The sequence below is a fragment of the Catellatospora sichuanensis genome (genome assembly GCF_007483665.1).
In the GTDB taxonomy this organism is placed as follows: domain Bacteria; phylum Actinomycetota; class Actinomycetes; order Mycobacteriales; family Micromonosporaceae; genus Catellatospora; species Catellatospora sichuanensis.
Window position 1 is genome coordinate 1 of sequence record NZ_VIQO01000034.1, and the last position, 26,094, is coordinate 26,094.

Here is a 26,094-nt window from a genome sequence, read left to right on the forward strand (position 1 = left end):
CCCACCGACACCAAACCCCCCGGTCGAGATAGGACATCCAGCGTAACGAGCACCACCGACAACAACCGCCATCACCACGCCAGCCCGCACCAAGGCCAGCCAGACACCCACAAACTCAGGCTCGCTTAGCAAGACCGAACGACAGTTCGCACCCTAGCGCGCAGAGTCCAAGCACGACGGTCCCTCGCCCGTGACCTCCGCGCCTTTGGGGTGGCCGCGACCGCCTCCGCAGCAGCAGGCGACGGTCAGCCGCCCGTGATCCGCGGAGCGACCGCTCCGCGGATCACGAATGATCAGTAAAGGCGTCCGGGCCGCGGTGCCGGCTCGGGCCGCCACTCCGACGGGCCGGTTCCGGGCGTACGCGCCAGCCGCAGCCACAGGAACGGCTGCAACTCGCCGCTCGGGGTGTAGTGGTGCTCGCGCTCGACCTGCACCACCTGGAAGCCGGGGAACTGCACGGCCAGGCTCTCCTGGTGGAAACGAGCCACCGGCAGGCCCGAGCACGTCTCGGGGCCGGCCTCGGAGAACACGCCGATGACGACCTGGCCGCCGGGCGCGACGGCGGCGTCGAGCACGCGGCGGTAGCGGTCGCGGTCGGCCGGGTCGGTGAGGAAGTGGAACACCGCGCGGTCGTGCCACACGTCGTAGTGCCGCAGCGGCGCCCACGTGAGCAGGTCGCGGTTCATCCAGTGCGCGGCACCGGAGCGCGCGCCGACCCGCTGCCGGGCGACCTCGAGCGCGGACGGGGCGATGTCCAGCACGGTCACGTCGGTGTAGCCGCGCTCGAGCAGCGCGTCCACGAGGGTGGAGGCGCCGGCTCCGACGTCGATGACGGAGCGGCCGGGGCCGGCCGACTCGATGAGCCGCAACGACATGGCGGACTCGGCCTGGTACCAGCTGACCTGGTGCGAGGCGGTGCGATGGTAGACGGACTGCCAGTGCTCGGCAGGACCGGAGGGGCGTGACACACGATCAGATTGCCACCGCCGTGGGATGAGACGATCACGGACCACCAGGTGATCATGGACGCCGATGTGTTATGAGCGTGCGGCACCAGGGTCGTTACAGCAGACCCGCCAGCGTCGCCACGGCCGCGGCCAGTTCGTCGGGGGACTGCGCGGCGTAGCCGAGCACCAGGCCGGGCGGGCCCGTGGTGCCGAGGCGCAGGTCGGACAGGGCCAGCGGACCCAGCCCGGCGGCGCGGGCCCGGGCGACCAGCGTGCGGTCGTCGACGCCGGCCGGGAGCTCGGCCACCAGGTGCAGGCCCGCGGCGATGCCGGAGACGCGGACCTGCGGGAGGTGCCGTCGCAGTGCCGCGACCAGCGCGTCGCGGCGGGTCCGCTGAGCCCTGCGGGCGCGCCGCAGGTGCCGGTCGTAGCCGCCGCTGCCGAGGAGTTCGGCGAAGGCGAGCTGCTCCAGGGCCGAACCGCCCATGTCCGCGTCGCACTTGGCCCGGCGCACCGCGGCCAGCCAGGCCGGCGGCGGGACCAGCCAGCCCCGCCGCAGGCCCGGCGCGAGTGCCTTGCTGGCCGAGCCGACCAGCGCGACCACCTCCGGGGCGAGCCCCTGCAGGCAGCCGACCGGCTCGCGGTCGTAGCGGAACTCGGCGTCGTAGTCGTCCTCGATGATCAGGCCGCCGGTTCGCCGTGCCCAGGCGATCAGGTCGGCCCGGCGCTCCGGGGCCAGCACGGCGCCGACCGGGAACTGGTGCGCGGGCGTCACGAACACCGCCTGCACGTCACCCAGCGCGGACACCACCAGCCCTCGGTCGTCGACGGGCACCGGCCGCAGGCGCAGCCCGTGCGCGAGCAGGTGGTCGCGGATGCCCGCGCTGCCCGGATCCTCGACGCCGACCACGTCCATGCCGCGTGCCGCCAGCACCCGGCCGAGCAGGCTCAGGGCCTGGGCCGCGCCGGTGGTGACCACGACCGCGTCCGCGCCGACCCGGGCCGCGCGGACCCGGCCGAGGTAGCTCGCGAGCTCGGCGCGCAGCCGTGGCACGCCGGCCGGGTCGGTGTAGTCCAGATCGGAGTCCAGGGCCGAGGTCAGCGCCCGCTCGTACGCCCGCCGCCATGCAGCCCGCGGGAACATGCCCAGGTCCGGCACGCCGGGGCGCAGGGCTGCGACACCGGACGGCGCGGGCGTGGCCGACGGGTGTCCGTGGTCGGTCGCCGCGGCGGCGGCCGGCGCGACGACGGTGCCGGAGCCGCGGCGGCTCACCAGCCGGCCCTCGGCCACGAGCTGCTCGTAGGCGCTCACCACGAGCCCGCGGGACACGCCGAGGTCGGCCGCGAGGTCCCGGCTGGACGGCAGCCGGGTGCCGGGCGGGATGCGCTGCTGGGCGATGGCGTCCCGCAGCGCCCCGGTCAGCCGCTCGCCGACACCGGGGCGGGCCCGGTCCAGGTCGACCAGCGCTTCGCGTACCGCCAATTGGTCCTCGATTCGGTGCGGCAAGTGGCCCTGTATGGGATACCAATCCGAACCTTAGCGTCAGGACGTGAACCGTGACAGCCTCGCCGGTGCGGCCCTGTGCACCTTTGGCATGATCATCCTCGGCGGCTCGTTCAGCCTGAGCCGGCTCCTGCTTGACTACCCGATGCTCACCGGCCAGACCATGCGGTACGCGCTGGCCGCCATCCTGCTGGCCGCGCTGTTGCGGCTGTTCCCACGACTGCGGGGCGTGCCCGTGCGCCCTTGCCGCCGCGACCTGCTGGTGCTGGCCGGGGTCGCCCTGTTCGGCCTCGCGCTGTTCAACACGCTGCTGCTGACCGCGCTCGAACACGCCGACCCGGCCGTCGTCGGCACCGTGGTCGGGGCCGCGCCGCTCGGCCTTGCGCTCACCGGGCCGCTGCTGCGCCGCGAGCGCCCCGCCGCCCGACTCGTGGTGGCGGCGCTGATCGTCGTCGGGGGCACCACGCTGGTCCACGGCACCGGCGTGGCGGACACCGTCGGCACCCTCGCCGCCCTGGGCACGCTCGTCTGCGAGGTGATGTTCTCGCTGCTCGCCGCGGACGTGCTGCCCCGGCTCGGGGCGGTGCGGGTGTCGGCGTGGAGCTGCGCGCTGGCGGTGCCGATGCTGGTCGTCGCGACTCTGGCCACCGGCGAGGTGGGCCGGCTGCGCCCGCCGACCGCGACCGAGACGCTGACGCTGCTCTACCTGGCCGTGATGATGACCGTGGTGGCGTTCGTGGCGTGGTTCACCGGGATGGGCAAACTCGGCGTCGAACGGGCGGGCATGTTCACCGGCGTCGTGCCCGCGGCCACCCTGGTCGCCGCCTCCCTCCAGGACCACACCCTGCCCGGCCTCACCCAGGTCCTGGGCGTACTCGTTGTCGCGAACGGACTGGTCCTCGGCGCGACAACGAACAGCACAACCAGTGCGGGCCGGCGCTGGCGCCTATCGGGGGTCCACCGGCTCGCCAAACGGCTCGATGGATGAATCCCAACCGTTCCAACCCTGTTGAGTCATCTGGCCGTCAGCGTAGGTGTAGGACCAGCGCGCATCGTGTCTTGGGGTGGTGGGTCGGGGTTGGGCGGAGATCGTCGCTCGGGGTGGAGCCCGGCGGATGACGGAGCGAGCGCCGGCTCTACGTCTACGAGGGCCTACAGCTTATTGGCGTGGCAATTACGCAGCGTCGAAATTGGCGACTTGATCATTCATCCACGTTCTCGGCTTGCAGGTCGATGTGGGTTGGTCCAGTTCACGCTATGTAATGCCTGATTCGTGGTCTTGACCATTGAAGACGATCTTCCTAGGCTCCCCCCACCGTGATCTTCGACATGGGGGAGCTGTTGTGGTCGGGTCTGTGCGCCGTCGTTCGCTTGGTCGTCGACTGCCGTCGTTGTTGTCGGTGGTGCTGCTGGCCGGTCTGCTGCCTTTCATGCCGGAGCCGGCGGTGGCTGCCGGCACGGGTGGTGAGCCGCAGGCGGACCGGTCGGTGGAGGTGTCGGCGGTGAAGGGCGAGCGCGTGCAGCGTACGCAGCCGAAGCCGTGGCGGGCTGCGCCGGTGTCTTTCCCGCAGGCGGCGTCGGCGGTGGTGGATCTGCCGGTGCAGGCGTCGGGTGGGCGTCGCGGTACTGCCTTGGTGGGTGGACTGCCGGTGACGGTGTCGTCGGTGGACACGTCGTCGGAGGTGCAGTCGGGTCGGGCGTTGGCGGATGCGGCGGCGGGGCGTGGTGCGCCGGAGAAGGTGCGGGTCGAGGTTGTTGACCGTGCCGCGGCGGGTAGGGCCGGGGCTGCGGTGGCGTTGAAGCTGTCGCGCGCAGATGGGCTGTCGGGCCAGGCGCGGGTGCGGGTGGAGATCGGCTACGGCGATTTCCACGATGCGTACGGTGGCGATTGGGCCAAGCGGGTTGGTGTGGTGTTGCTGGCCGATTGCGCGGTGAGCACACCGGACAAGGACGCGTGCAAGAGCCGGACCCGGTTGGAGTCGGTCAACAACGCCTCCGCGTTGACCGTGTCGGCGGATGTCGACCTGATGGCCGCACCCGCGGCGACGGACGCTGATCCGCTGGTGGACCCGTCCCCGGTCGAGGAGGCCCCGGCGACGGTGGGCCTGCCATCGGTGCAGGTGACCGGTGAGGACACGCAGATCGCGCACCCGCCCGCCGACCCGGCCGTGCCGGAACCGGCTGCAGACGCGCCGAGTGGCAGCCCTGCGCCGGTGGCTGAGGGCGCCGGTGATGGCAGTGTGATGGTGGCGCTGGCGGCGGGTGCATCGTCTGAGACGGGCACGTTCGCGGCGACGCAGCTGTCGCAGACCGCGTCGTGGCAGGGCGGTGGCTCGGCCGGCGGCTTCTCCTGGTCGTATATGGCTCTATGACACCGTCGCCAATGGCCAGCTCACCCATTCGGTTCGTTACATCGGCGGCTACAACCAGCCCGGCACCGCTGCCTACGTTAACCGCATCGACGCCTACGACGACGCCTACCGGCCACTGACTGCCCGGACGACCATCGCAGCTACGGCCGAGAACGGTGCACTTGCCGGTGACTACACCACCACCATGACCTACAAGGACAACGGCGCGCCCGCCACGGTCGCCCTGCCCACGGTCGGGGGTTTGCCCGCAGAGACCATTACCACCACCTACACCACGCAGGGGCTGCCCACCGCAGTTAAGGGGGTAGACGACTACCTCGCCGACATCACCTACCGATGGGACGGCACCACCGCACAAACTCTGCACGGCCACGCTGGAAAGCAGTTGCGCCAGACATTTACCCACGACGAAGCCACGGGGCGACTGCTAACCACTCAGATCGACGCCGAGAACCAGACCACGACAGGAGCCTTCGACGACAAGTTCACCACGGATTACGGCTATGACGCAGTCGGCAACATTACGGCAATCGCCGGTAAGCTGAGCGGCACCCGAGACCAGGTTGAATGCTTCAAGTACGACCACCTGCGTCGCTTAACCGAAGCCTGGACCAATTCGACCTGGGACTGCTCGGCCGCCCCGATTGCTGGCGGAGCGGGAGCCGATCCATACTGGCGCCAGTGGACCTTTGACAGGGTCGGCAACCGCCTGACCCAGACGGACAGGGGAGCTTCCGGCGATACCGCCTGGACGTACACGGTCCCTGGTGCTGATACGGCCCGACCGCACTCGCTGACAAGCGTCACTGCAAACGGCCCGCTGGCCACATCGACGCGCAACTTCACCTACGACAGCGCTGGCAACACGCTGACCAGGCAGACGGTGACTGGTGTGAATCAGACCCTCGCCTGGGATCCCGAAGGACATCTCGCCACCCTCACCGAAGGAACAAACAACAGCAGCTATCTATATGACGCTGAGGGCAACCGCCTTTTCAGCCGGGCACCTGGCAAGACCACCCTTTACCTCGGCGGCACCGACCTGGAGCTACGGACCGACGGCGGGCCGGTGCTCGGCACCCGCTACTACACGGTGGGTGGAAAGGCCGTCGCTGTGCGTCGCGCGAGCGGTCTCGCGTGGACCTGCGCCGACCATAACGGTACCCAGCAGGTCCAGATCGACTCCGTCACCCTCGAGGCGGCCCACAATCGAACCTTGCCTTACGGTGAGTTCCGAGGGGCGCAGACTGCGTTCGTCGGCGGGAAGGGCTACGTAGGAGGCCAACGCGACGACACTGGCCTGACCCACCTCGGTGCCCGCGAGTATGATCCGACGCTTGGCCGCTTCATCACCGTGGACCCAGTAATGGACCTGAAGAATCCCCAGCAATGGAATGCGTATGCCTACAGTAATAGCAACCCTGTGACATACAGCGACCCGAGCGGACTCATAGCGTGTGGCGATGACGCCTGCAAGTACACGGTGAAGCCATCCCGTGACGGGCAGAGTCTAATCATTGACGACAAGCGGTCGAGTGATTTGAAGAGCCACACGCGCCAGGTCATTAAGCTTCCGAAGCTTCCGCAGAAGTCGACCCAAGGCGGCACTGACCCGTGCGCCGTGGCACCGGAATCGGAACTCTGCAAGGCGTTGGCCTTGACCGTTACTGAGATCCAGAAGAATTCAGCTGGACCAGATGTGGGTAATATCGAGTGGCAAATGGGCAACGGATGCGGGTTCATGGCATATTTCTTCGGTATGTGTGGAACGACGGCAAGTCAGATAAACGCGCTCGATGACTTTATGCATCTAGTGTGCAAAGATTGCAAATGGGATCACAAACCTACAATCCAAGCAATGTGGGGTGGATCGAAATACGCAGTAGATCCGGTCACTGGCGCCGAAATTTTCTATGACATTTTCTCGAATGTGCACTACGGCTATGTGGGTCGAGAAGCGGCCATTGACTCCGAAATGTTGCAGTCGGTAAACCTGCCGATCCCTAAAAATCCGGTTACAGGGCAGTCTGAAAGATCGGACGCGATCTCGACTCAAATTGGCATTGATCTGCAGAGCCGATATCGTCCCGAGCAGATTACTACACAGATTTTGTACATGAGCATCATGGGCCAGCAAGGCGCGTACCTCCAAGCAAACGAGGGAAAGATCAGGTGATGTCATGCCTCCGCGTCGTCTGAGTGCTCCGAAGAAAATGCGTAAACTGTATCTCGGTATGGTGCTAGTCCTCGCCATTATGATTGTGGTCGGCGGGGTTTTGATATTTCCTCAGAATCCGGGCGTGGACACAAAGGCACTCGTGATGTCGCCCGCTCGCAACACCGTGCTTGCCGCCCAGTCGTGGAAGTTGGAGACCTCGAACGGTTCAGACTCTGGGGTCACCGAGGTCTGGACGGCCTTGGCCCCTGGAAAGCGCAGGATTACCTATTTTCAAGAGATATATCGTGGCCGGAACGAATTAGTTGCCCGTTGGGACTATTTGTCGTCAGTCCGCCGCAACTTTGAACGGAATTATCCTTCAAAGGTTATTGGGGTAAATGGTGAGATCAAGTTCGGGGCAGATGAAAAAGATACCTTTTGCGTAGATATCGACGACACATTGAGTAAAGGAATAGATTCCTGTGCGATGTGGATCTTCTGGGCTAGGTACGGCCAATTTCGGATCTACATTTCTGTTAATGGGACACATCTGGGCCGCGAAGATTTTTTGCGTACCGTAGGCGAGGTCGATGCATGGGTTCTCGACGCATTGGAGTAGCGATTAGCCTCGGCCCTTCGGTAAGGGCTGTCCGCATCGTGGATCAAGAAAGAGGAAGTGCCCTCTGATCTGGGAAGATCTGACTTGTCTAAGGCGGGTCAACGAACTTAGCGGGGGTTGAGGTGGCCACGGTAGGCGCGCCGTGGCGCAGCGGGTGCGTTGACGGGTTGCGCCAGGATCTCCGGTTACGAGGTCTGGCCGGTGGTCGCCAGGCGCTCCACCTCGGGCAGACCGGACTCGGCGCAGCGGCGGTAGAAGCGATAGAGCAGAGCGGCGACGTCTTCGCGGTTGTGGCTGGTGCGCGCCCGAGTTGAGTGATCGGCATACTGTCGTGGTGGAGATCGACGAGTTCTGGTGGATCGTGGATCGGGCGCGTGACGATGCGGGCGTTGCGACGGGTCCGTTTGACGAGGCCGCGGTTGCCGAAGCGCTGGTCGCGCGACTGATGACGTTGTCACGCAACGAGATCCTCGACTTCGACGACCTCCTGGGCGAGGTGATCGCGCGGCTGGACACGTGGGAGGTGGCCGTCGCGTGTCAGCTCATCACCGGTTACATCTCCGACGACGCCTTCTCGTCATTCAGGGCTGGGCTCGCCGGCTTGGGGCGCCGGACCGTAGAGCAGATCTTCGCCGACCCCGACTCCCTCGCCGGTCACCCCGTCGTCATCGACATCGCCGAGGGTCGCTGTGAGCGGATGGCGCTCTTCAGCGAAGACCTGCTCTTCGCAGCATCGTCCGCGTTCGCCGGGATCAGCGGCGGCGACGAGGACGCCTTCTGGGAAGCGCTGGATGCCCGCCCTCAGTCGGCAGGGTCTGGCGAGGTTCTGCCGCCGGACTGGGAACCCGGTGCCGACGACGCCGAGCGCGCCCCCGAGCGGCTGCCGCGCCTTTGGGCGCTCCTGCCTCCCGGACGGTGGGCGTCCGAACCACGTCCCGCCAAGGCGGTGCCGCAGGCTGATCCTCACGAAGGATGCCCGCTGTGCGGTGGTGCGTTGCTGGCGCAGTCGGTCGGCTCGAGTAGCCGTCGCGAGGACGGGACGATCCTCACGCGCGAGTTTCGGGGTTGCCTGGATTGTTCGCAGGTGGTTGAGCGCACCAAACGTGGCGACGGCTGGGATGCGTGGCGTGAGACAGACCCGGTCGAACTTGATCATCTAGTGAGCGTGCGGATCCTGCTTTCAGCTGGCCTGGGGTCATGAGAGCTCAGCGAAGTTAGCGGAGGTCGAGGTGGCCGCGGCTTCGCCGAGTAGTGGCGCAGCGGGTGCGTAGCCGCTGGTTGACGGGTTGCGGAAGCCGTATGCGTCCCTGCCTACGGTCTTGATCACCCGGTTGGTGCCCTCGGAGCCGGCGTCGGTGATCCCAGTGCGGATGAACGCCAGGATCTCCGACCACCAGGTCTGCACCGTGGTGGCCAGACGCTCCAGCTCGGGCAGGCCGGACTCGGCGCACCGGCGGTAGAACCAGTAGAGCAGGTCGGCGACGTCCTCACGGTTCGGGTCGGTGCGGGCCAATGCGAGTAGGTCGAGCAGGTCCTCCTTGGCGTTCCACGCCGCCAGGATCGGCACGCCGATCCGCGCCGGTAGGCCCTTGAGCTCGCCTTCGAGCTCGGCGACCTGGTCACCGGCCATCCGGGCCGCTGAGCGGGTCAGCCGGTTGCGCAGCTCCCACTCGCGACTGCCTTTTGCGGCCGCGCCGACCGCGGACCTGCACGGTGACCCGGCGGCGGACCCCGGTCACCGTGGCGTTGGCCAGCTGCACCACATGAAAATGATCGACGACGAGTTGGGCGTGGGGCAGTGCCTGCCGGATCGCGGACTTGAACACCGTGCACATGTCGATGGCCACGAACCGGACCTGCTTGCGCCACGCCTTCGGCCTGGCCAGGAGCCAGTCGGCTACGACCTGGGCGGTGCGGCCCTCGACCTGCCCGAGCAGGCCCTGCCCGGCGGACAGGTCCACGAAGCCCACGTGCCAGCGGTCGACGACGGTCCGCCAGGACTGTGTGACCTCGTCGAACTCCCACTTCGCCCGACCCCGGCAGACCTCGTCGATGCCCAACACCTACACCGGTTGCGGCTGGTCGGGCAGCACCGCGGCGGCGTGTGTGGTGAACGCCGCGGCCACCACCGGCCACGACACGTCGTGATCTCGTGCGGACTGCACGATCGTGCGCCCACCGTCGGCGACCGCCGCGCCGGCGGCCGACCGCAGCCGGGTGGTCAACCTTTTGCGGGCCGGGACGGCGGCCACGGCCTCGGTGAACGAGGCGCGCAGGCAGCCGGGCTCGTCGCAGCGCCAGCGGCGCTTGTACCAACGCAACCTGGTGGGACGCCCGCCGACCGGCAGGTCGCGCGGCCGGGTCACCCGCCGGCCCTTCGACCGGCGTGCCGGCGTGCCGCACTCCGGACACCGGACACCGGCGTGCCTGCTCATCAGCGGTGATCAGATCAACGACCGGGCCGAGCGGCCCGTCGGCGACCCCGGTGACAGTCAGGCCGTCGAGGCCCAGCAGCCGGGTCGTAGCATCTTCCATGCCCGCGGCTCTTCACTTGTGATCGACTTGCGTAGACAACAAGATGATCACTGAGAGTCGCGGGCACCTTCACCGCAGGGGTCCACTCTGGACACCCAGTCGCGTCAGCTGACCCCCGCCAATTTCGTTGAGCCTCTAAGGCCCAGATCGCCCGTCACAGAAGGCACTCACCGGATGCAGGTTACCGCAGCACGTCCGTAGATCGTTGTCAGTGGTGGCGGGCGGGGCGTGGTCGGACAGCCGGTACGCGCCTGTTGGTTGATGTCGCCGATGCCACCGGGCTGACCAGTGCGTTCAGTGACGCGCTCGCGTTGTTGAGGCGGCGGCAGTCCGGCCATGACCCCGGCCGGGTCGCGGTCGATCTGGCGGTGATGCTGGCCGGCGGCGGGGAGGCGATCGCCGACCAGGCGGGCCTGTTCGGTGCCGTCGCTTCGGACCCGCCCGCGTGGCGGGTGCTGTCCGGCATGGACGCTGCGGCGTTGACGCAACTACGGCAGGCTCGCGCCAGCGCGCGGGAGTTGGCGTGGGCGCAGACGATCGAGACTCGCGGGTGCCTGCCGGGCTCGACCGCGGCTGGCATGCCGGTGGCGGGGCTGGTCCTCGACGTCGACGCCTCGATCGTGGTCTGCCACTCGGAGAAGCAGTCCGCGACCCGCACGTGGAAGATGACCTTCGGGTTCCACCCGCTGTTCTGCTTCCTCGACGGCACCCGCGAGGCCCTGGCCGGCCTGCTGCGCGAAGGCCGGGCCGGGTCGAACACCACAGCCGACCACGTCACCGTCCTCGACCAGGCCCTGGCGCAGATTCCCGACGCCCACCGGCACGGCACGCAGATCCTGGTACGCAGCGACTCGGCCGGCTGCACCCACGGGTTCCTGGCCTATATCCGCGGCCTGCGTGAGCAGGGCATCGACATCCGGTTCTCCGTCGGCGTGGCGATCACCGAACCGGTCCGTGAGGCGATCCGCGCCGCCACCGGCTGGATCCCCGCGTTGGACGCCGATGGTGAACCGCGCGACGGAGCCGAGATCTGCGAGATCACCGGCCGGTTGCCCGCCGAACTGCTGGCCGGCTACCCGCAGGGCACCCGGTTCATCGTGCGCCGCGAACGCCCGCACCCCGGCGCGCAACTGTCGCTGTTCGACACCATCGAAGGAATGCGCCACCAGGTCATGGCCACCGACACCCCCGTATGCGGCGGGTCGATCCAGTATCTGGAAGCCCGCCACCGCGCCCACGCCCGGGTCGAGGATCGCATCCGCACCGGCAAGGACACCGGCTTCGGTCGGTTCCCCTCCCGCGTGTTCGCAATCAGCCAGGCCTGGCTGGAACTCGCGCTGACCGGCATCGACTTACTTGCCTGGACCCAGCACCTGCTCCTGAACGGCGAGATGGCCGTCGCCGAGCCCAAGAAGCTGCGCTACCGGCTGCTGCACGTCGCCGCCCGGATCACCCGCTCGGCCAGGCGCACCCGCCTTCGCATCGCCGAGGGCTGGCCCTGGGCCACCGACCTGGTCACCGCCTTCGAGCGCCTCGCCGCACTGCCACAACCGATCACCTGAAACGCGACCCCGTAGCCCAACGAGCATTCCTGGAAGACCCCGGCCATCGCGCCGGGTCATCGGCGCCGCCCGCGACTTGCAGCATCAACCCTCGAAGATCAACCGGCCGGATCTCAACCTCGATCAACAATTAGCGAAAGACCGAGGTTAGCAGGCTCCGACCGTGCGGCAACGTGACGCTATCCGTCACACCACACCAGTCAACCTGCCATGACAATCATGGACGCCGCAGCTCACCGGCTGTCGTGATCATGTATTTGGGGTTCATATCGCCCCGGCGACCACAACTGACATTTGATCCCGGAGGTCAGCGGATTTCGAGGGTGCCGCGCATGCCGGAGGTGCCGTGGTAGAGGCAGGGCATGGGGTAGGTGCCGGGCTCGGTGACCTCGACGGTGACGGTGTCGGTGGCGGAGCCGTTGATGTTGCCGGTGCCTGTCGCGGCGGGGATGCGCAGCGCGATGTCGTGGGGGGTCAGGCCGGTGTTGCGGAACGTCAGCTCGATGCGGCCCGGTCGCGCCGTCACCACCTGCGGCGTGAGCCGGAGTTCGTCGTCGACGATGATCTCGATCCGCTGTACGCCGTCGGGGCCCTGGACCGCTGCCGCAGCGGGCGGGGCGGTGGCGGCCGCGGGCGGTGTAGCTGCCCCCTCGGCGTCGGGTCCGCCCTCCAGACCCCATAGCGCGCACCCGGACAGGGCGAAGGTGAGGACGAGCGCTGCCGGAAGGACCAGCACGCGTGGGGTGAATCGTGTGCTCATGCCGGATCGTCTCCGAAAAGGTCCTGGCCGAGGTGGTCGCCGGGCGCGACGCCGTGCGGCATCGCGAACAGGGCACTGGTCTCGTGCCTGATGAAGCGGTTGAGGGCGTCGGTGGCGGCCAGGCGCTGCTGGACGGGGATGAAACCTCGCCGCGGGTCGGCCTGCCAGGCCAGGAAGATCAGCCCGGCCGCATCGCCTTCGCTGTACGAGTAGCCGCGCCGCAGCATCGCCGCGCCGTTGTTGAACGCGGGCGTGGCCAGGCGGATGTGCGCGTCGGCGGGGATGGCCAGCGCGCCGTCGCCGGTGGTCGTGCCGAAGTTCGCGGGCGTGCGCTCCTCGCCACCGCTGAGCGGCGCGCCGGTGTCCTTGCGCCGGCCGATGACCCGCTCCTGAGCCTCCCGCGGCTGGGTGTCCCAGTCGTCGAGCAGCATCCGGATGCGGCGTACCACCAGCACGGACCCGCCGCGCAACCAGGCCGGGGCGGCCGGATCGGTGACGTAGACCTTCGCGGTGAAGTCCTCGTCGGTGGGCTGCGGGTTGTTCGTGCCGTCGAGCTGCCCCATCAGGTTGCGGCCGGTGGCGGCGGTGGGTGTGACGCCGGGGCTGTTGTTGAACCCGTCGAGCTGCCAGCGCACCCGGGCCTGCGGCGCGGCCAGCCGGGTCAGCGCGCGGGCGGCGCGGAACGCGACGAGCGCGTCGTCGGCGTGTACCAGCAGGCACAGGTCGCCGTCGCTGTGCGCGGGATCCAGCTGCTCGCCGGGGAACGTGGGCAGCGGCGTGAGTTCGGCGGGCCGGGCGGCGGCCGGCAGGCCCGCCTTGCCGAACAGACTCGGCCCGAATCCGACGGTGACCGTGAGCGAGGACGGGCCCGCGCCGGTGACCACGTCGTCGCCGGTGTCGCCCAGCGGCAGGCCCTGGCTGAGCTGCGCGGCGGCCTGGGTCCAGCGGCGCAGCAGGCCCTGCAGCCCGGCCCGGTCGACGCCGTCGGCCAGGTCGAACGCGACGATCCGCAGCCGGGCCTGCGGGCGGGCCGGGGTGGTGATGCCTGCCTGGCGCTCGCCGTGGAACGCGATCCGGGTCGCGCCGACGCCGGAAAGCGGCTCGGCCGGGGTCCCGCCGGTCGGTGCCACAGGCTCGCCGGGTGTGCCTGCGGCGATGCCGCCCGCCGCGCCGAGGATCGCCCCGACCCCGCCCGCGGCCAGGGTTCCGGCGAAGCCACGGCGGCCCACGGTGGCGGCCCCGGCCTGCTCCGGCTCCGCTGTGACGTCGAGCGTCGGGGAGGCCGCCGCTCGGGCCGCGCGGGCGCCCAGAACCACCGGAGGTGCACTCTCGTGTTCGCCCGCGATGCCGCTGTCAATGGATGTGCTGCCCGCTGACACTGGGTCGGCCGCCAAGCCTTCGGCAGCTTCGCCGGTGACGCGAGTTCCGGCCGGGCCCGGCGCGGTCCCGTCGAGGTGCTCGGCGACCTGCGGGTCGCCGTCGGCGAGGTCGCCCTGTGCGGTCGAGGTCGGGCTGCCGGTCGTCCGATGGGACGCGGGCTTGAAACGCCGCCACAGCAGCGGGCCCGCCAGCAGCAGGCCCGCGCCGAGCCCGACGACCAGGGCGACGCCTGCGCGGTTCAGGTCGGCGGGCAGCGCCGACGGGGCCGACGAGCGCCACCACACCGGCGCGTCGTCGAGCGCCATCATCGACGACAGCAGCCCGCCCACGCCCATCGCCACGAACCCGAAGAACGTCGCCCGCTTGGCGATCAGCACCGCCGCGACCAGGCCGAACGGCCAGATGAGCAGGCCGGTCATGCCGTCGCCGAGGAACGCGCTGATGCGTTCGGGCACGTTGCCCGCGGTGACCAGCGCGATGCCGGCCGCGTGCAGCACGTCCGCGGCGATCAGCGCGCCCAGCGCGGCGGCGAGCAGCGCGTGCGCGCGGCGGGTGAACACCGCGGCGACGACGAGCAGCGCGGCGACGGCGACGAGCAGGTACCAGGGGATGGGGGAGGGGCCGGGCGCCCAGTCGAGGGATCCGGTCGCGGACAGGACCGTGCCGCCGTAGTCGAGGTCGACGTGCCAGTCCGACACCCGGTGCGCGGTCGTCGGGGCGGCGGCGACGGCGGTGGGCAGGGTGCTGAGCATCCAGTGGATGCGGTGGTCGTGCCAGCGGTGCACGGTGTCGTCGGAGATCTTGCGCCACCGCGGCGCCGCGGTCGGGTCGGCGTCGGCGGGCACGGTCGTGCTCGCGAACCGGTCGGTGTTGAGGTAGGTGGCGGGCGAGCTGTCGTTGAGCCAGACGCCGTCGGGGCCGATCCGGGCGTACGGCTCGTCGCTGTAGCCGCGTACCACCACCTCGCGGGCGGTGGTGTTGCGCAGCTCCAGGCGGGAGCCGTTCTCGACCACGGCCAGGCGGACGCCGGACACGGCGGGCGACAGCGCGGACAGCGTGGTGGTGAAGTTGGTCGCGCCGACCCCGCCGACCTCGTGTGCCCAGGCCGCGCCCGTCGGGAGCAGCGCCGCCGCCAGCCCCGCGGCCACGGCCAGCAGCCAGTGCAGCGCACGACGCGACGCCTTCACCGAGATGTCCACAATCCTCCCCATCACCGCACCGTCGCCGAGCCCGACCGGCGGCGCGCGGGGCGCCGTCCGGCCATGGCGGCTCGGTCAGCGTTGGTCGGCGGTCGGTGGCGTCCGGTTCCCGGGTGTGCCGGACCTCTCGGCATCGGCCGCGGGCGATTGCTGGTCGTGGCGGGCCCGCGACGGGATGCGGCAGGTGAGGCGGCCCGTCAGCCGGGGCGGACGGCCAGGGCGGCCAGGGCGGCCAGCAGGCCGCGGAGGGCGGGCCAGGTCCAGCGGCCCATCAGGCTGATCTGCAGCCAGTTGCGGTCGCGCAGGTAGCCGCTCTGGTACGCGAGCAGGTAACCCGCCTGCTCCAGGCGTGCCCCGACCGCGGCGGCCGGGAGCGCGGCGGGCAGCGCGATCGTGACGATGCCCGGGGCGGCGTCCGCGCGCGAGGCGACCACGGCCAGCCCGAGGCGGCGCAGCCGGGCGTCCAGCCACGTCGAGGCGCGGGCCAGGCGCGCGTACCGGTCCGGCCAGTCGGTGACGGCCAGCGCCGTGTCCAGCGCCGCGACCAGGTTCGAGGACTGGGTGTACGCGATCCCGCCTGCCTCGGCGTAGCAGCCCAGGTCGAGGTAGCGGGGGATCAGGCCGGGCGACGGCCGGGGCAGCTCCTGCAGGAACACCATCGACAGCCCGGGGTACCCGCCGAGCGCCTTGCCGCTGGTGCCGGTGGCCAGGTACGCCCCCGACAGATCCACCGGCAGCGTGCCGACCGAGCTGATCGCGTCCACGCACAGCCGCACCCCGGCGGCGGCGCACAGCCGCGTCAGCCGGGGCAGGTCGATCAGCTGCCCGGTCGAGGTCTCGCAGTGCACCGACCACAGCCAGCCGCCCGCGGGCAGCCCGGCGACGGCCCGTTCGATCGCGGGCCAGGGCAGCGGCGCGCCCCACGCCCCGGCCAGCACCTCGTGGTCGAGGCCGGTCCGGGTGGCGTGGTCGGCCAGCCGCTCGCCGAACTCGCCGTACGCCAGCACCAGCCCCGGTCGGTCGAGCAGCCGCAGCTGGGCGGCGACGGCGTCGTTGGCGACGGTGCCCGAGCCGAGCAGCAGCTGTGCATGGCGGACGTTTACGAACGCGGCCAGGCGGCGGTGCAGCGCGTCCACGACCGCCTGGTGCTCGGGCGAGCGGTGGTAGGCGGGCGGACGGCCGAACGCGGCGGCGACCTCGGGCGCGACCGACACCGGCCCGGGTAGCAGGTTCTCGGGCTGTCCGACCGTCGTGTCCGGCCCGGTCCCGGCCCGCCCGCCGCCGGACCGGCCGGTCTCGGACAGGCCGGTCCAGGCCTGGCGGCGGCCGTCCTCGATGGTCAGGTACATCGGTTGGAACTGCGCCCCCGGCTCCCCGGTGAGCGGGCCGAACGGGACGCAGCCCATGCGCCGGTACATCTCCAGCGCGCGGGTGGTGCCCGACAGCACGGCCAGGTCGCAGCCGCGGGCCGCGAAGTGCTCGGCGATCATGGCGAGCAGCCGGGGCAGGATCGTGCCCCGGCGGTAGCGCGGGTCGACGGCCAGCAGCCGTACCTCCACCGGCCTGCGTCCGGCGGGCAGGTGCCGATCCAGCCCGGGGAGCTTGCCGTCCAGCGAGAACGGCCGCGCGGTGCGCCCGCAGACCATCCCGACCACCTCGTCGCCGTCCAGGCAGACGGCGTACGTGTTCTCCGCGTGGAACCGGTCGACCAGCAGGCCCTGCAGGTTGGTCGCGTGCTGGGGGATCTCCCCGGCGAACGTTCGGTGGTTGAGCCGGTGGATGCCCTGCTCCTCGGTCGCGGAATCGGCGAACTTGTATGTCAGAGCGTCCGGCATCCGGGCAGGATACAGCCCGCGGCCGCCGAGGTGTCTGCGTTGCGCCATGCTCGTTTCGGGACGCTTGAGCGTCCCGAAACGAGCGTCCGCCGACACAGACGTCCCGCCCGGCCGACGATGGTGCCTGCGGTCTCCGGGCTGCCCGTATCATCGCGACGGTGACCGACACCGCAACACCGACCCGCCTCCCGGACCGGCTCGCCATGGTTCTGGTCTTCTTCGCCAGCGGAGTCGTACTGGTGCTGGAGACCGTGTCACTGCGCCTGGTCGCGCCCTACCTCGGGCTGAGCCTGCAGGTGACCAGCGCCGTCATCGGCGTGTCACTCGGCGCGATCGCCTACGGCGCGTGGCTGGGCGGCTGGCATGCCGACCGCCGTGACCCGCGGCGCGTGCTGGCCCCGCTGCTCGGCCTGTCGGCGCTGGCCGTGGCGGGCACCCTGCCGGTGGTCCGCTGGCTCGGCGAGGCGCTGCGCGGCACCTCGGTCGGCGTGGTGCTCGCGCTGACCGCGGTGACCGTGTTCGTGCCGATCATGCTGCTGTCCGCGGTGCCGCCCATGGTGGTCAAGCTCCAGCTCGGCAGCCTGGCGCAGACCGGGCAGGTGGTCGGGCGGCTGTCCAGTGTGGGCACGCTCGGTGCGGTGACGGCCACCCTGGTCACGGGATTCGTCCTGGTCGCGGCGCTGCCCACCAGCGTGATCATGATCGGGGCGGCGGTGCTGCTCGCGCTGGCCGGGCTCGCGCTGGGGGCATACCTGCACCGCACCCGCGATCGCTCGGGCAAGGCGTCCACCACGCACATCCGGGTGGCCGCGGCGGCGCTGCTGGCCGTCGGCACCGGCCTGTCGGTGCTCGCGCCCGACCCGTGTGACGTCGAGACGGCGTATCACTGCGCACAGGTCACCGCGGACCCGCTGCGGCCGGGCGGCCGGGTGCTGTACCTCAACTCCGCCGAGCACTCCTACGTGGACCTGACCGACCCGACCCGGCTGGAGTACGCGTACACCCAATGGATCGGCGTGGTCGCCGACCTCACCGCGCCGACCGGTGCCGCGATCGACGCGGTGCACCTCGGCGGCGGCGGCTTCACGGTGCCCCGCTATCTCGCCGCGACCCGGCCCGGCAGCCGCAGCACGGTGTTCGAGATCGACGGCGGGCTGGTCGACCTGGCCGAGCGCACGCTCGGCCTGCGCCCCGGTCCCGACCTGCGGGTCGTGGTCGGTGACGCCCGGATGCTGCTCGGCGACCTGCCCGACGATTCCGCCGACCTGGTCGTGGGCGACGCGTTCGGTGATCTGTCAGTGCCGTGGCACCTCACCACCCGCGAGATGATGGCGCAGGTCCGCCGGGTGACCGGCGGGGACGGCGTGTACGTGCAGAACGTCATCGACGGCCCGCCGACCCGCTTCGTCCGCGCCGAGATGGCCACGGTCGCGGCGGTCTTCCCGCACGTGGCGCTGATCGCGCCGCGCAGCGCGCTCGACGGCCGCGAGGGGGCCAACTTCCTCGTCGTCGCGTCGGCCCGTCCGCTGCCCCTGCAGGCGATCGCCGTCCGGCTGGCGATGCTGCAGGAGCCCGTTCCGATGATCTCCGGCGCCGAGCTCGCCGCGTTCACCGGTGACGCGGCCGTGCTCACCGACGACTACGCGCCGGTCGACCAGATGATGGTCCGCCTGTCCTGACGGCGGGCAGACGGCGCGACGCCGCGGCTCAGGCGTGAGTCTCGTGCTCGTGGCCGAGATGGCCGGGCGGCTCGAGCTGGAACGTGGAGTGCTCCACGTCGAAGTGCCCGCTGATGCACAGCTGGAGCGCGTCGAGCAGCTGCGGCGCGTGTCCGTCCTGGAAGCACCCGGCCTCGACCACGACGTGTGCGGTCAGCACCGGCAGGCCCGAGGTGACCGTGTAGACGTGCAGGTCGTGTACGCCGACCACGTGGTCCAGGCCGGTGATGTGGGCGCGGATCTCGTTCACGTCGATGCCGGCCGGCACGGCCTGCAGCAGCACGTCGGCGGCCGCGCGCAGCAGTTTCAGCGCCCGCGGCAGGATGATCAGCCCGATGAGGATGGACACGATCGCGTCGGCCTGGGTGTAACCGGTCCACGCGATGATCGCAGCCGCGACCAGGACTCCCACCGACGTCGCGGTGTCCGTGGCGACCTCCAGGAACGCGCCGCGCATGTTGAGGCTCGCGTCGCGGACCCGGTACAGGATCGCGATGCCGATGGCGTTGCCGACCAGGCCGAGCGCGGCGAACAGGGCCATCCCGCCGGGGTGCACCTCGGCGGGCACGAACAGCCGGCGTACGCCCTCGATGAGCACGTAGACGCCCATGCCCGCGAGGACCAGGCCGTTGACCGCGGCGGCGAGCACCTCCGCGCGGGCCCAGCCCCAGGTGCGCCGCTCGGTCGGCGGCCGGGCCGCCAGCACGGCCGCGCCCAGCGCCAGCGCGACCCCGCCCGCGTCGGCCAGCACGTGGCCCGCGTCGGCCAGCAGCGCGAGGCTGCCGGTGACCACCGCGCCGACGACCTCGATCACGAAGATGACGAGGGAGATGGCCAGCACCGCGACGAGCGCCCGGCGGTGCCGGCCGGTCGCGGTGACCGCGTGGCTGTGCCCGTGGCCGTCTCCCGAGCCCATGGCTCACACGCTAGTCGCCGCCGCGGGAGAACCCGCTGAGCCGGCCGACTTCCAGGTGGGATATGTCGCCACCGGAGTCCATCGCGGCCTCCAGCAGCATCGCCAGCGAGCTGCCGTACACCGGTACGTCGGCGGCGGCGTCGAGCACGCGGCCCGGGTCGCGGGGGTGCGGCTCGCCTGCCGGCTCGATGCGGCAGACCGCCCAGTGCATGGTGAAGTCCTGGATGACCGCCAGGAGGGCGCGCCCGTCGGCCAGCTCGCCGACCTTGACCATCTGCCCGGCGGCCTGATCCCACACCTGGACGTGCTCGGCAAGCGGCAGGAACCGCAGGGCGCCGCCGCACAGCGAGGCCGAACCCACCCGGCTGTACAGCGCGACCAGCTCCTCGCTGGCGTCGTCGAAGCTGAGCGGCACCGGCGGAGTCGTCTCGTGGTCGCGGACGACGCGGTCGAGCACGTCGTCGATCTGGATGGTCGCGGGCGCGAGGTGCCACCCGGCGACCGGGCGCAGCGCGCCGTCGTCGTCCTGGGCGATGCCGACGAGTCCCGCGCGCAGGGCTACCGCGCGGTTCTCGCCGGTGGTTTGGTCGTTGATGTTGACCACCGTCGTTGCGAGCGTGGCCGGCACGGAGCTGCTCCGGATGCCGGGTCCGTCGTAGAACATGGCGCCGGGTTCGCGGACCGGGTGCCCGCCGGGTTCGTCGATCGGCAGGTCCAGCATGGGATTCGGGTAGTCGACCTGGCCCGAGCCGGCCAGGTATGGGTAGAACCGGGTGGCCCAGCCGGTGATCACGTCCCCGCCGTACGAGTCGACCGGGTTGTAGACGCGCTGCCAGAACGCCGTGTCGACGTCGCCGGACGCGGCGCGCACGAACTGGTCGAGGATCGGCCGGAGCGAGCGGCACCAGGTCTCCAGGCCGAGCTCGGCGATCGTTTCGACTCGGTCCCGGATCCGCCGCCAGTCCTCTGTGGTGCCGGTCAGCGTGATCGACGGGATGCCGCAGACGCAGATCAGCCAGTACGCGAAGTACGGCGAGTAGGCGTCGAGCATGATGATCCGGCCGACCACCCGTTCCACGTCGGTGCTGGTGGAGAAGTCGCACTCGAACAGGTCCGCGCCGGTGACCTCGGTGCCGAGCTGCTTGGACAGCTGGTCGACGATGTCGCGCCACGACTGCGCGTCGGTCGGCGGCGCGCCGTCGTGGAACACGGTGAGCCTCCGCTTGCCGGTGTGGCCGACGAGCCGCGGCCGCAGCTCCTCGGCATGCAGCCGGACGTGCTGGGCGACGCCCTGCGCGATGGTGATCCACACCGCGTCGGGGGACAGCATCAGCGGCCGGTGGTCCATGAACGCCCGCCCGATCGCGCCGAGCAGCGGATGCACGCCATCGGGTGTCAGGATCCCGTTGTCAGCGGCCAGCACCGGCAGGGCCGGGTCGCCGCCGACCGCCAGCGCCTCGGGGGTCAGCTCGCCGAGCGGCACCGTCGGCAGCGGCTCGGCGGCGGGCGTGACGTCGTCGACCGGAAAGGTGACCATATCGGGTGACTGTAGCGGCGGGTCGACGTCCCAGGTCTCCCTGGACCACTGTCACTCCTTGCTGCCGCCCTCGGCTGCCCCGCGGACGAAGTAGCGCTGGAAGACGACGAAGATGATCGCGACCGGGATGGTGGCCAGCAGGGCCGCGCCGAGCTTCAGCGGATACTGGGTGCCCGCCCCGAGCGAGCCGCTGACCAGGTTCGCGATGCCGCGGGGCAGGGTGAACAGCTGCGGGCTCTGCACCGCGACCACCGTGTGCGGGAACTCGTTCCAGGACGCCTGGAACGACAGGATGGTCAGGGTGATCAGGGCGGGCCGGGCCATCGGCAGGATGATCGACCAGTAGGTCCGGAACACGCCCGCGCCGTCCATGCGCGCCGCCTCCTCCAGGCTGGGCGGCACGGACAGGAAGAACTGCCGCATGATGAACACCCCCGCGGCGTCGACCAGCAGCGGCAACACGAGCGCGGTGTACGTGTTGTAGATGCCGAGCTGGTTGAGCACCAGGAACTTCGGGATGAGCAGCACCACGCCCGGCACCGCCATCACCGCCACGATCATTACGGTGACCGCGCCCCGGCCCCGGAAGCTCAGCCGGGCCAGGGCGTATCCGGCCAGCGAGTCCAGGAACACCCGTCCGACCGTGATGAGCAGGGTCACGAGGATCGAGTTGCCGATCCACAGCGGGAACGCGGTGCTGTCGAAGATCTTCGTGAACGCTGCGGTGGTGAACGGATCGGGCACCGGTGACAGGGGATGCGCGGCGGCGTCGGCCTCGGTCTTGAAGGAGTTGGCGGTCTGGATCACGAACGGGTACAGGAACACCAGCGCGAAGAAGACGAGCACGGCGTAGCCGAGGAAGGTGCCCACGAGCGTGCGCAACCCGCCGCGGCGCGCGGGCCGGCCGGGCGCGGTCACGAGGTGCTCCCGCGGCGCGGCCACCATCGGCGGCGTGGCCGGACCTCGTCGCGGTCCCGCATGATCCAGCGTTGGAGCAGCGTCATCACCACGATGATCAGGAACAGGACGAAGGAGATCGCCGCGCCGACGCCGTACTCGAAGTCGGTGAACGCGGTGCGGTAGGACAGGTAGGCGGGGGTGAGCGTGGTGTTGGCGGGCTTGCCCTGGCTCATCACGTAGACCTGGTCGAAGACCTGCCACGTGCCGATCAGGCCCAGGGTGACGACCAGGAACAGGGCCGGTTTGAGCATCGGCAGGGTGACGTGGCGCAGCCGCTGCCAGGCGTTCGCGCCGTCGATCAGGCTCGCCTCCTCGACCTGCACCGGCACGTCCTGCAGCGCCGCGAGGAAGATCAGCATGAAGGTGCCGCTGGTGGTCCAGACGACCAGCATGATGATCGTGGACATGGCGACGCTGGGCCCGGCCAGCCACTCCCACCAGGACAGTCCGAACGGGCCGCCGCCGGTCAGCGCGGCCGGCGGGTCGGCGACGTCGACCAGGCCGAGCCCGCCGAGCGCGAGGTGCAGCAGCCCGCGCGGGTCGGCGAACCAGGCCGGGCCGCTGATGCCGATCATGGCGAGCAGTGCGTTGACCGCCCCGGAGTTGGCGAACAGGAACAGGAACACCACGCTGATCGCCACCGAGCTGGTGACCGACGGGAAGTAGAACGCGGTGCGGAAGAACGACGTGCCCTTCAGGAAGCGCTGGTTGACGACCAGGGCCAGGGCCAGCGCCAGCAGGGTCTGTGCGGGCACCGCGACGGCGACGTAGTACAGGTTGTTGCGGATGCTGATCATGAAGTTTTCGCGGGTCAGCCCGTCGGCCAGGAACAGGTCGGCGTAGTTCTGCGCGCCGACGAACGGCACCCCGGGGGCGAACGGGCTGCCCTGCCCGTTCCAGCCGCTGACGCTGACCCACAGCGCCATGCCGATCGGCAGCACCAGGAACAGGCCCAGGATCAGCACCGCGGGTGCGACGAACAGCCATCCCGCGGTGGCCTCGTTGCCGCGGATGCCGCCGCGGCGGCGCGCGGCCGGTTCAGCCACGCAGCGCCGCCGTCATGTTGCGCTGCAGCCGCCGGAGGATCGCCTGCGGATCGGCGACGGCAAGGCGCTGCAGTTGGGTGTCGAAGTCGGACAGGACGTTGCCCATCTTCGGGGCGTTGACCGGGCCCTGGGCGTGGTCCGCGCTGTCCAGGAACGCGCGGTCGGCTGGGAAGGCCTGCAGGTAGCGGTCGCGGGCGGTGGTCACCGAGGGCATCACGCCGTACGCGGAGGCGAAGGCGAGCTGCTGGTCGACGGCCGTCATCGCCTCGACGAACGCGACGGCCTGGGCCCGGTACGGGGTCCGGGCGGAGATGCCCCAGCAGGTCGTGAACGACAGCGTGCCCTCGCCCGCGGGCCCGGCCGGCAGCTCGTGCACGGTGTACCGGACGCCGGGATAGTCCCCGGCCAGCGCACCCTTGATCCAGTTGCCTTCGATCGTCATCGCGGCCAGGCCCCGGCCGAACGCCTCCCCGGCCCAGCCCGTGTCGAGTGCGCTCGGATAGCGGGCGAGCCTGGCACGCAGCAGCTGCTGCACGTACTGCAACGCGGTGAGGTTCTCGGGGCTGTCGGCGGTGGCCCTGGCGCCGTCGGGGCTGATCAGCCAGCCGCCGGCCTGCACCAGGAACGCGCCGATCCGTTCCACGGTGTCGCCGACCACCAGCGGCGTGATGCCTTTGGCCGCGATGCGCTCGGCGACCGCCGTCAGCTGGGTCCAGTCGCGGGGCACGTCGGCGGCCGTGAGCCCCGCCCGTGCCCAGAGCTCCTCGTTGACCTGCAGCGCCAGGGTGGCGAAGTCCTTCGGCGCGCAGTAGAACCGGCCCTGGTAGGTGAACGCCTGCCGCAGCGTGCCGTAGAACTCGCCCGCCGCGGGCAGCGCTTCGGCGTACGGTTCGAGCGCGCCGACGCTGGCGAAGTCGGCGAAGCGCGCCGCGTCGACGTAGAACACGTCGGGCGGCGACGAGCCCGCGAACGCCTGCCCGAGCTGCTGGTCCAGGTCCTGGGCGGGGATCACCGTCACCGAGTTGCCGCTGGCCGCCGACCAGGCCGCGGCGGCGTCGGTGACGGCCTTGGTCTCGGCGGCCCCGGAGGAGCCGATGAGGACCTGCAGCGCCGCGGGGCCGGTGCGCTGGGGGACCGGGCCGGGCTCGGCGCCGCACGCGGCCGACACGAGCAGGCACGCTGCGGCGAAGGCACGCAGCCCCACTCGTCCCATGACACCATCCTTTTGCCCGTTTGCGCCGGACTTAAGGTTAGTGTGTGATCATGGTTGCTCGGGTTCACCGGCGACCGGCGTGTGCCGTGCCGCCAGACCCATGTGTGCGGCACCGCACTGAACTGCGGATATGTCAGGTCTACCGCCGATCCGGGTCAGGCTCGCGCGCCTGCGGACACCGGAACCGGTTCCGGGCGTGGCACGGTGGCGAACACGTTCGCCCGGAACCACGACGGCACGGCACGGCGCAGGTCCTGCGGTCCCTCGATCTCCATGTCGCCGCGGCGCAGCCCGTCGGCCCAGGACAGCTCGCCGAGCCAGACCCGGGTCAGGCCGCGCAGGCTCGCGGTCACGGTCACCGACACGTCGTGGCCCGGATCGAAGTCGCAGACGTCGACGTCCTCCGGAGTGATCACCAGCCACCAGTCGCGCAGCGGGCGCGCCACGTCGTGGAAGGCGAACTGCAGCACCGTGCGCCCGCTCGGCACCACGGCACGATCGACGTGGCGGTGCATGTCCCACAGCAGCAGCTTCGGGTCCAGGTCCTGGTCGCCGAGCTCGCCGATCCAGCGCACGCCCCACGCCCCCAGCGCCATGACGATCGGCTCCAGCTCCCGCCCGGCCGGGGTCAGCGTGTACTGCACCTCGGTGTCGGTCGGCCGCCGCTCGACCACCCCGGCGGCCGCCAGCTGCTGCAGTCGCTTGGACAGCAGGGTCGGCGACATGCGGGGCAGGCCGCGGCGCAGCTCGTTGAAGTGTCGGCTACCCGCCACCAGCTCCCGGACGACGAGCATCGTCCAGCGCTCGTCGAGCAGCTCCATGGCCTTGGCCACCGGGCAGAACTGGCGGTAAGAGGCTCCCATACCCGGAACCGTAGAGCTTGGACACCGGGCCGGTACAGATCCTGTACTGGTCGGACATCGGTCACCTTCCTAGCGTGAAGGCACCACTACACGAACAGGAGCAACACCATGACGGCACCGACCGACGCGGACAGCGCGCTCAAGTCCAAGCACCGCGCGATGTGGGCGCTGGGGGACTACCCGGCGGTGGCCGCCGAGGTCATCCCCGAGCTGGGCGCCGTACTGGCCGAGGCGAGCGGCGCGGCACCCGGGCGGCGCGTGCTCGACGTCGCGGCCGGGTCCGGTAACGCGGCGATCCCCGCAGCGCTGGCCGGGGCCGACGTCGTCGCCAGCGACCTGACGCCGGAGCTGTTCGACGTCGGCCGCAAGGTCGCCGAGCAGCGCGGCGCGAAGCTGAGCTGGGAGCAGGCCGACGCGGAGGCGCTGCCGTTCGCCGCGGGCGCGTTCGACGTCGTCATGTCCTGCGTCGGCGTCATGTTCGCCCCGCATCACCAGCCCGCCGCCGACGAACTGGTTCGGGTGTGCCGTCCCGGCGGCACCATCGCACTGATCAACTGGACCCCGCAGGGCTTCATCGGCCAGATGTTCGCCGTCATGAAGCCGTACGCCGCGCCCCCGCCGCCCGGGGCGTCGCCGCCCCCGCTGTGGGGCACCGAGGAGCACGTCACCACGCTGTTCGGCGACCGGGTCACCGGCGTCACCGCGACGCGCCGCACGGTCCGCGTGGACCGCTTCGCCACGGCCGAGGCGTTCCGGGACTACTTCAAGGCCAACTACGGGCCCACCATCGCCACCTACCGCAACATCGCCGACCAGCCGGAGCGGGTCGCGGCGCTGGACGACGAGCTCGCCGCGCTGGGCCGCCGCCACGACCTCGGCGGCGGCGCGATGGACTGGGAGTATCTGCTGTACACCGCGCACCGGACGGCCTGACGCACACGGCATGGCGCGCCCGGCCGGGCGCGCCATG

18 protein-coding genes and 2 pseudogenes are annotated in these 26,094 nt (G+C 70.5%); 8 read left to right on the forward strand and 12 right to left on the reverse strand.

The genetic code is table 11. From position 1 onward, the window contains the following. Positions 1-293: 293 nt before the first annotated feature. Positions 294-968, reverse strand: coding sequence for a class I SAM-dependent methyltransferase (locus FLL47_RS36605; RefSeq protein ID WP_222106369.1), 675 nt, complete (start codon positions 966-968; stop codon positions 294-296). A gap of 94 nt (positions 969-1,062) precedes the next feature. Then, positions 1,063-2,430 carry a MocR-like pyridoxine biosynthesis transcription factor PdxR gene (pdxR, locus tag FLL47_RS36610; RefSeq protein WP_246159136.1) on the reverse strand — a complete coding sequence of 456 codons (1,368 nt, stop codon included), beginning with the start codon at positions 2,428-2,430 and terminating at the stop codon, positions 1,063-1,065. Between the two features lie 67 nt (positions 2,431-2,497). On the opposite strand from pdxR, the gene FLL47_RS36615 reads away from it, so the two are divergent. The 5 genes from FLL47_RS36615 (at position 2,498) to FLL47_RS36635 (ending at position 8,801) form a co-directional block, all read left to right on the forward strand. Beyond that, positions 2,498-3,439: a DMT family transporter gene (locus FLL47_RS36615; protein WP_144127252.1), complete on the forward strand. Its 942-nt coding sequence runs from the start codon at positions 2,498-2,500 to the stop codon at positions 3,437-3,439. A gap of 355 nt (positions 3,440-3,794) precedes the next feature. Next, positions 3,795-4,823 (forward strand): hypothetical protein, encoded by a 1,029-nt coding sequence (locus FLL47_RS36620; protein ID WP_186316128.1) that lies wholly within the window; start codon positions 3,795-3,797, stop codon positions 4,821-4,823. After that, positions 4,780-6,999, forward strand: a complete 2,220-nt coding sequence (locus FLL47_RS36625; protein ID WP_144127254.1) for an RHS repeat-associated core domain-containing protein — start codon at positions 4,780-4,782, stop codon at positions 6,997-6,999. Before FLL47_RS36620 ends, FLL47_RS36625 begins: the two co-directional genes overlap by 44 nt. Before the next feature lie 4 nt (positions 7,000-7,003). Continuing rightward, positions 7,004-7,600 carry a hypothetical protein gene (locus tag FLL47_RS36630; protein ID WP_144127255.1) on the forward strand — a complete coding sequence of 199 codons (597 nt, stop codon included), beginning with the start codon at positions 7,004-7,006 and terminating at the stop codon, positions 7,598-7,600. A 334-nt stretch (positions 7,601-7,934) separates the two neighbouring features. Further along, on the forward strand, positions 7,935-8,801 hold the full coding sequence (locus FLL47_RS36635; RefSeq protein ID WP_186316129.1) for a DUF4240 domain-containing protein: 867 nt from the start codon (positions 7,935-7,937) through the stop codon (positions 8,799-8,801). Positions 8,802-8,814: 13 nt separating this feature from the next. Here the strand turns inward: FLL47_RS36635 and FLL47_RS45270 are convergent. Beyond that, positions 8,815-10,135, reverse strand: a pseudogene (locus FLL47_RS45270) (ISL3 family transposase). Between the two features lie 201 nt (positions 10,136-10,336). On the opposite strand from FLL47_RS45270, the pseudogene FLL47_RS36645 reads away from it, so the two are divergent. Beyond that, positions 10,337-11,697: pseudogene (locus FLL47_RS36645) on the forward strand (IS1380 family transposase). A gap of 307 nt (positions 11,698-12,004) precedes the next feature. Here FLL47_RS36645 and FLL47_RS36650 read toward each other — a convergent pair. The 3 genes from FLL47_RS36650 to FLL47_RS36660 form a co-directional block, all read right to left on the reverse strand. Further along, positions 12,005-12,457, reverse strand: a complete 453-nt coding sequence (locus FLL47_RS36650) for a cupredoxin domain-containing protein (protein ID WP_144127258.1) — start codon at positions 12,455-12,457, stop codon at positions 12,005-12,007. After that, entirely contained in the window at positions 12,454-15,048 is a 2,595-nt protein-coding gene (locus FLL47_RS36655) for a Dyp-type peroxidase (protein WP_222106370.1), read from the reverse strand. Before FLL47_RS36655 ends, FLL47_RS36650 begins: the two co-directional genes overlap by 4 nt. Positions 15,049-15,233: 185 nt before the next feature. After that, entirely contained in the window at positions 15,234-16,871 is a 1,638-nt protein-coding gene (locus FLL47_RS36660; protein WP_186316130.1) for a GNAT family N-acetyltransferase, read from the reverse strand. 203 nt (positions 16,872-17,074) lie between these two features. On the opposite strand from FLL47_RS36660, the gene FLL47_RS36665 reads away from it, so the two are divergent. After that, positions 17,075-18,550, forward strand: coding sequence for a fused MFS/spermidine synthase (locus FLL47_RS36665; protein WP_186316140.1), 1,476 nt, complete (start codon positions 17,075-17,077; stop codon positions 18,548-18,550). 28 nt (positions 18,551-18,578) lie between these two features. Here the strand turns inward: FLL47_RS36665 and FLL47_RS36670 are convergent, their stop codons facing one another. From FLL47_RS36670 to FLL47_RS36695, 6 genes are all read right to left on the reverse strand, one after another. Next, the gene (locus FLL47_RS36670) at positions 18,579-19,505 is read right to left on the reverse strand and encodes a cation diffusion facilitator family transporter (RefSeq protein WP_144127261.1); all 927 of its coding nucleotides are present in this window, start codon (positions 19,503-19,505) and stop codon (positions 18,579-18,581) included. A gap of 10 nt (positions 19,506-19,515) precedes the next feature. Continuing rightward, positions 19,516-21,042 (reverse strand): DUF4419 domain-containing protein, encoded by a 1,527-nt coding sequence (locus FLL47_RS36675; protein ID WP_144127262.1) that lies wholly within the window; start codon positions 21,040-21,042, stop codon positions 19,516-19,518. Between the two features lie 51 nt (positions 21,043-21,093). Next, on the reverse strand, positions 21,094-21,960 hold the full coding sequence (locus FLL47_RS36680; RefSeq protein ID WP_246159139.1) for a carbohydrate ABC transporter permease: 867 nt from the start codon (positions 21,958-21,960) through the stop codon (positions 21,094-21,096). After that, positions 21,957-23,048 carry a carbohydrate ABC transporter permease gene (locus tag FLL47_RS36685; protein ID WP_222106371.1) on the reverse strand — a complete coding sequence of 364 codons (1,092 nt, stop codon included), beginning with the start codon at positions 23,046-23,048 and terminating at the stop codon, positions 21,957-21,959. The genes FLL47_RS36680 and FLL47_RS36685 overlap by 4 nt, the downstream gene beginning before the upstream one ends. Further along, the gene (locus FLL47_RS36690) at positions 23,041-24,261 is read right to left on the reverse strand and encodes a sugar ABC transporter substrate-binding protein (protein WP_144127264.1); all 1,221 of its coding nucleotides are present in this window, start codon (positions 24,259-24,261) and stop codon (positions 23,041-23,043) included. Before FLL47_RS36690 ends, FLL47_RS36685 begins: the two co-directional genes overlap by 8 nt. Before the next feature lie 155 nt (positions 24,262-24,416). Next, complete coding sequence (locus FLL47_RS36695; RefSeq protein WP_144127265.1) at positions 24,417-25,124, reverse strand: winged helix-turn-helix transcriptional regulator; 708 nt, start codon at positions 25,122-25,124, stop codon at positions 24,417-24,419. 108 nt (positions 25,125-25,232) lie between these two features. Here FLL47_RS36695 and FLL47_RS36700 point away from each other — a divergent pair, with 108 nt between their 5' ends. Continuing rightward, positions 25,233-26,057, forward strand: coding sequence for a class I SAM-dependent methyltransferase (locus FLL47_RS36700; RefSeq protein WP_144127266.1), 825 nt, complete (start codon positions 25,233-25,235; stop codon positions 26,055-26,057). Positions 26,058-26,094 lie beyond the last annotated feature (37 nt).

Coding starts and splice junctions, on each gene's coding strand:
- FLL47_RS36630 (WP_144127255.1), top strand. CDS start 7,004: ATGCCTCCGCGTCGTCTGAGTGCTCCGAAGAAAATGCGTAAACTGTAT.
- FLL47_RS36650 (WP_144127258.1), bottom strand. CDS start 12,457: ATGAGCACACGATTCACCCCACGCGTGCTGGTCCTTCCGGCAGCGCTC.
- FLL47_RS36655 (WP_222106370.1), bottom strand. CDS start 15,048: ATGGGGAGGATTGTGGACATCTCGGTGAAGGCGTCGCGTCGTGCGCTG.
- FLL47_RS36660 (WP_186316130.1), bottom strand. CDS start 16,871: ATGCCGGACGCTCTGACATACAAGTTCGCCGATTCCGCGACCGAGGAG.
- FLL47_RS36665 (WP_186316140.1), top strand. CDS start 17,075: ATGGTTCTGGTCTTCTTCGCCAGCGGAGTCGTACTGGTGCTGGAGACC.
- FLL47_RS36670 (WP_144127261.1), bottom strand. CDS start 19,505: ATGGGCTCGGGAGACGGCCACGGGCACAGCCACGCGGTCACCGCGACC.
- FLL47_RS36675 (WP_144127262.1), bottom strand. CDS start 21,042: ATGGTCACCTTTCCGGTCGACGACGTCACGCCCGCCGCCGAGCCGCTG.
- FLL47_RS36690 (WP_144127264.1), bottom strand. CDS start 24,261: ATGGGACGAGTGGGGCTGCGTGCCTTCGCCGCAGCGTGCCTGCTCGTG.
- FLL47_RS36695 (WP_144127265.1), bottom strand. CDS start 25,124: ATGGGAGCCTCTTACCGCCAGTTCTGCCCGGTGGCCAAGGCCATGGAG.
- FLL47_RS36700 (WP_144127266.1), top strand. CDS start 25,233: ATGACGGCACCGACCGACGCGGACAGCGCGCTCAAGTCCAAGCACCGC.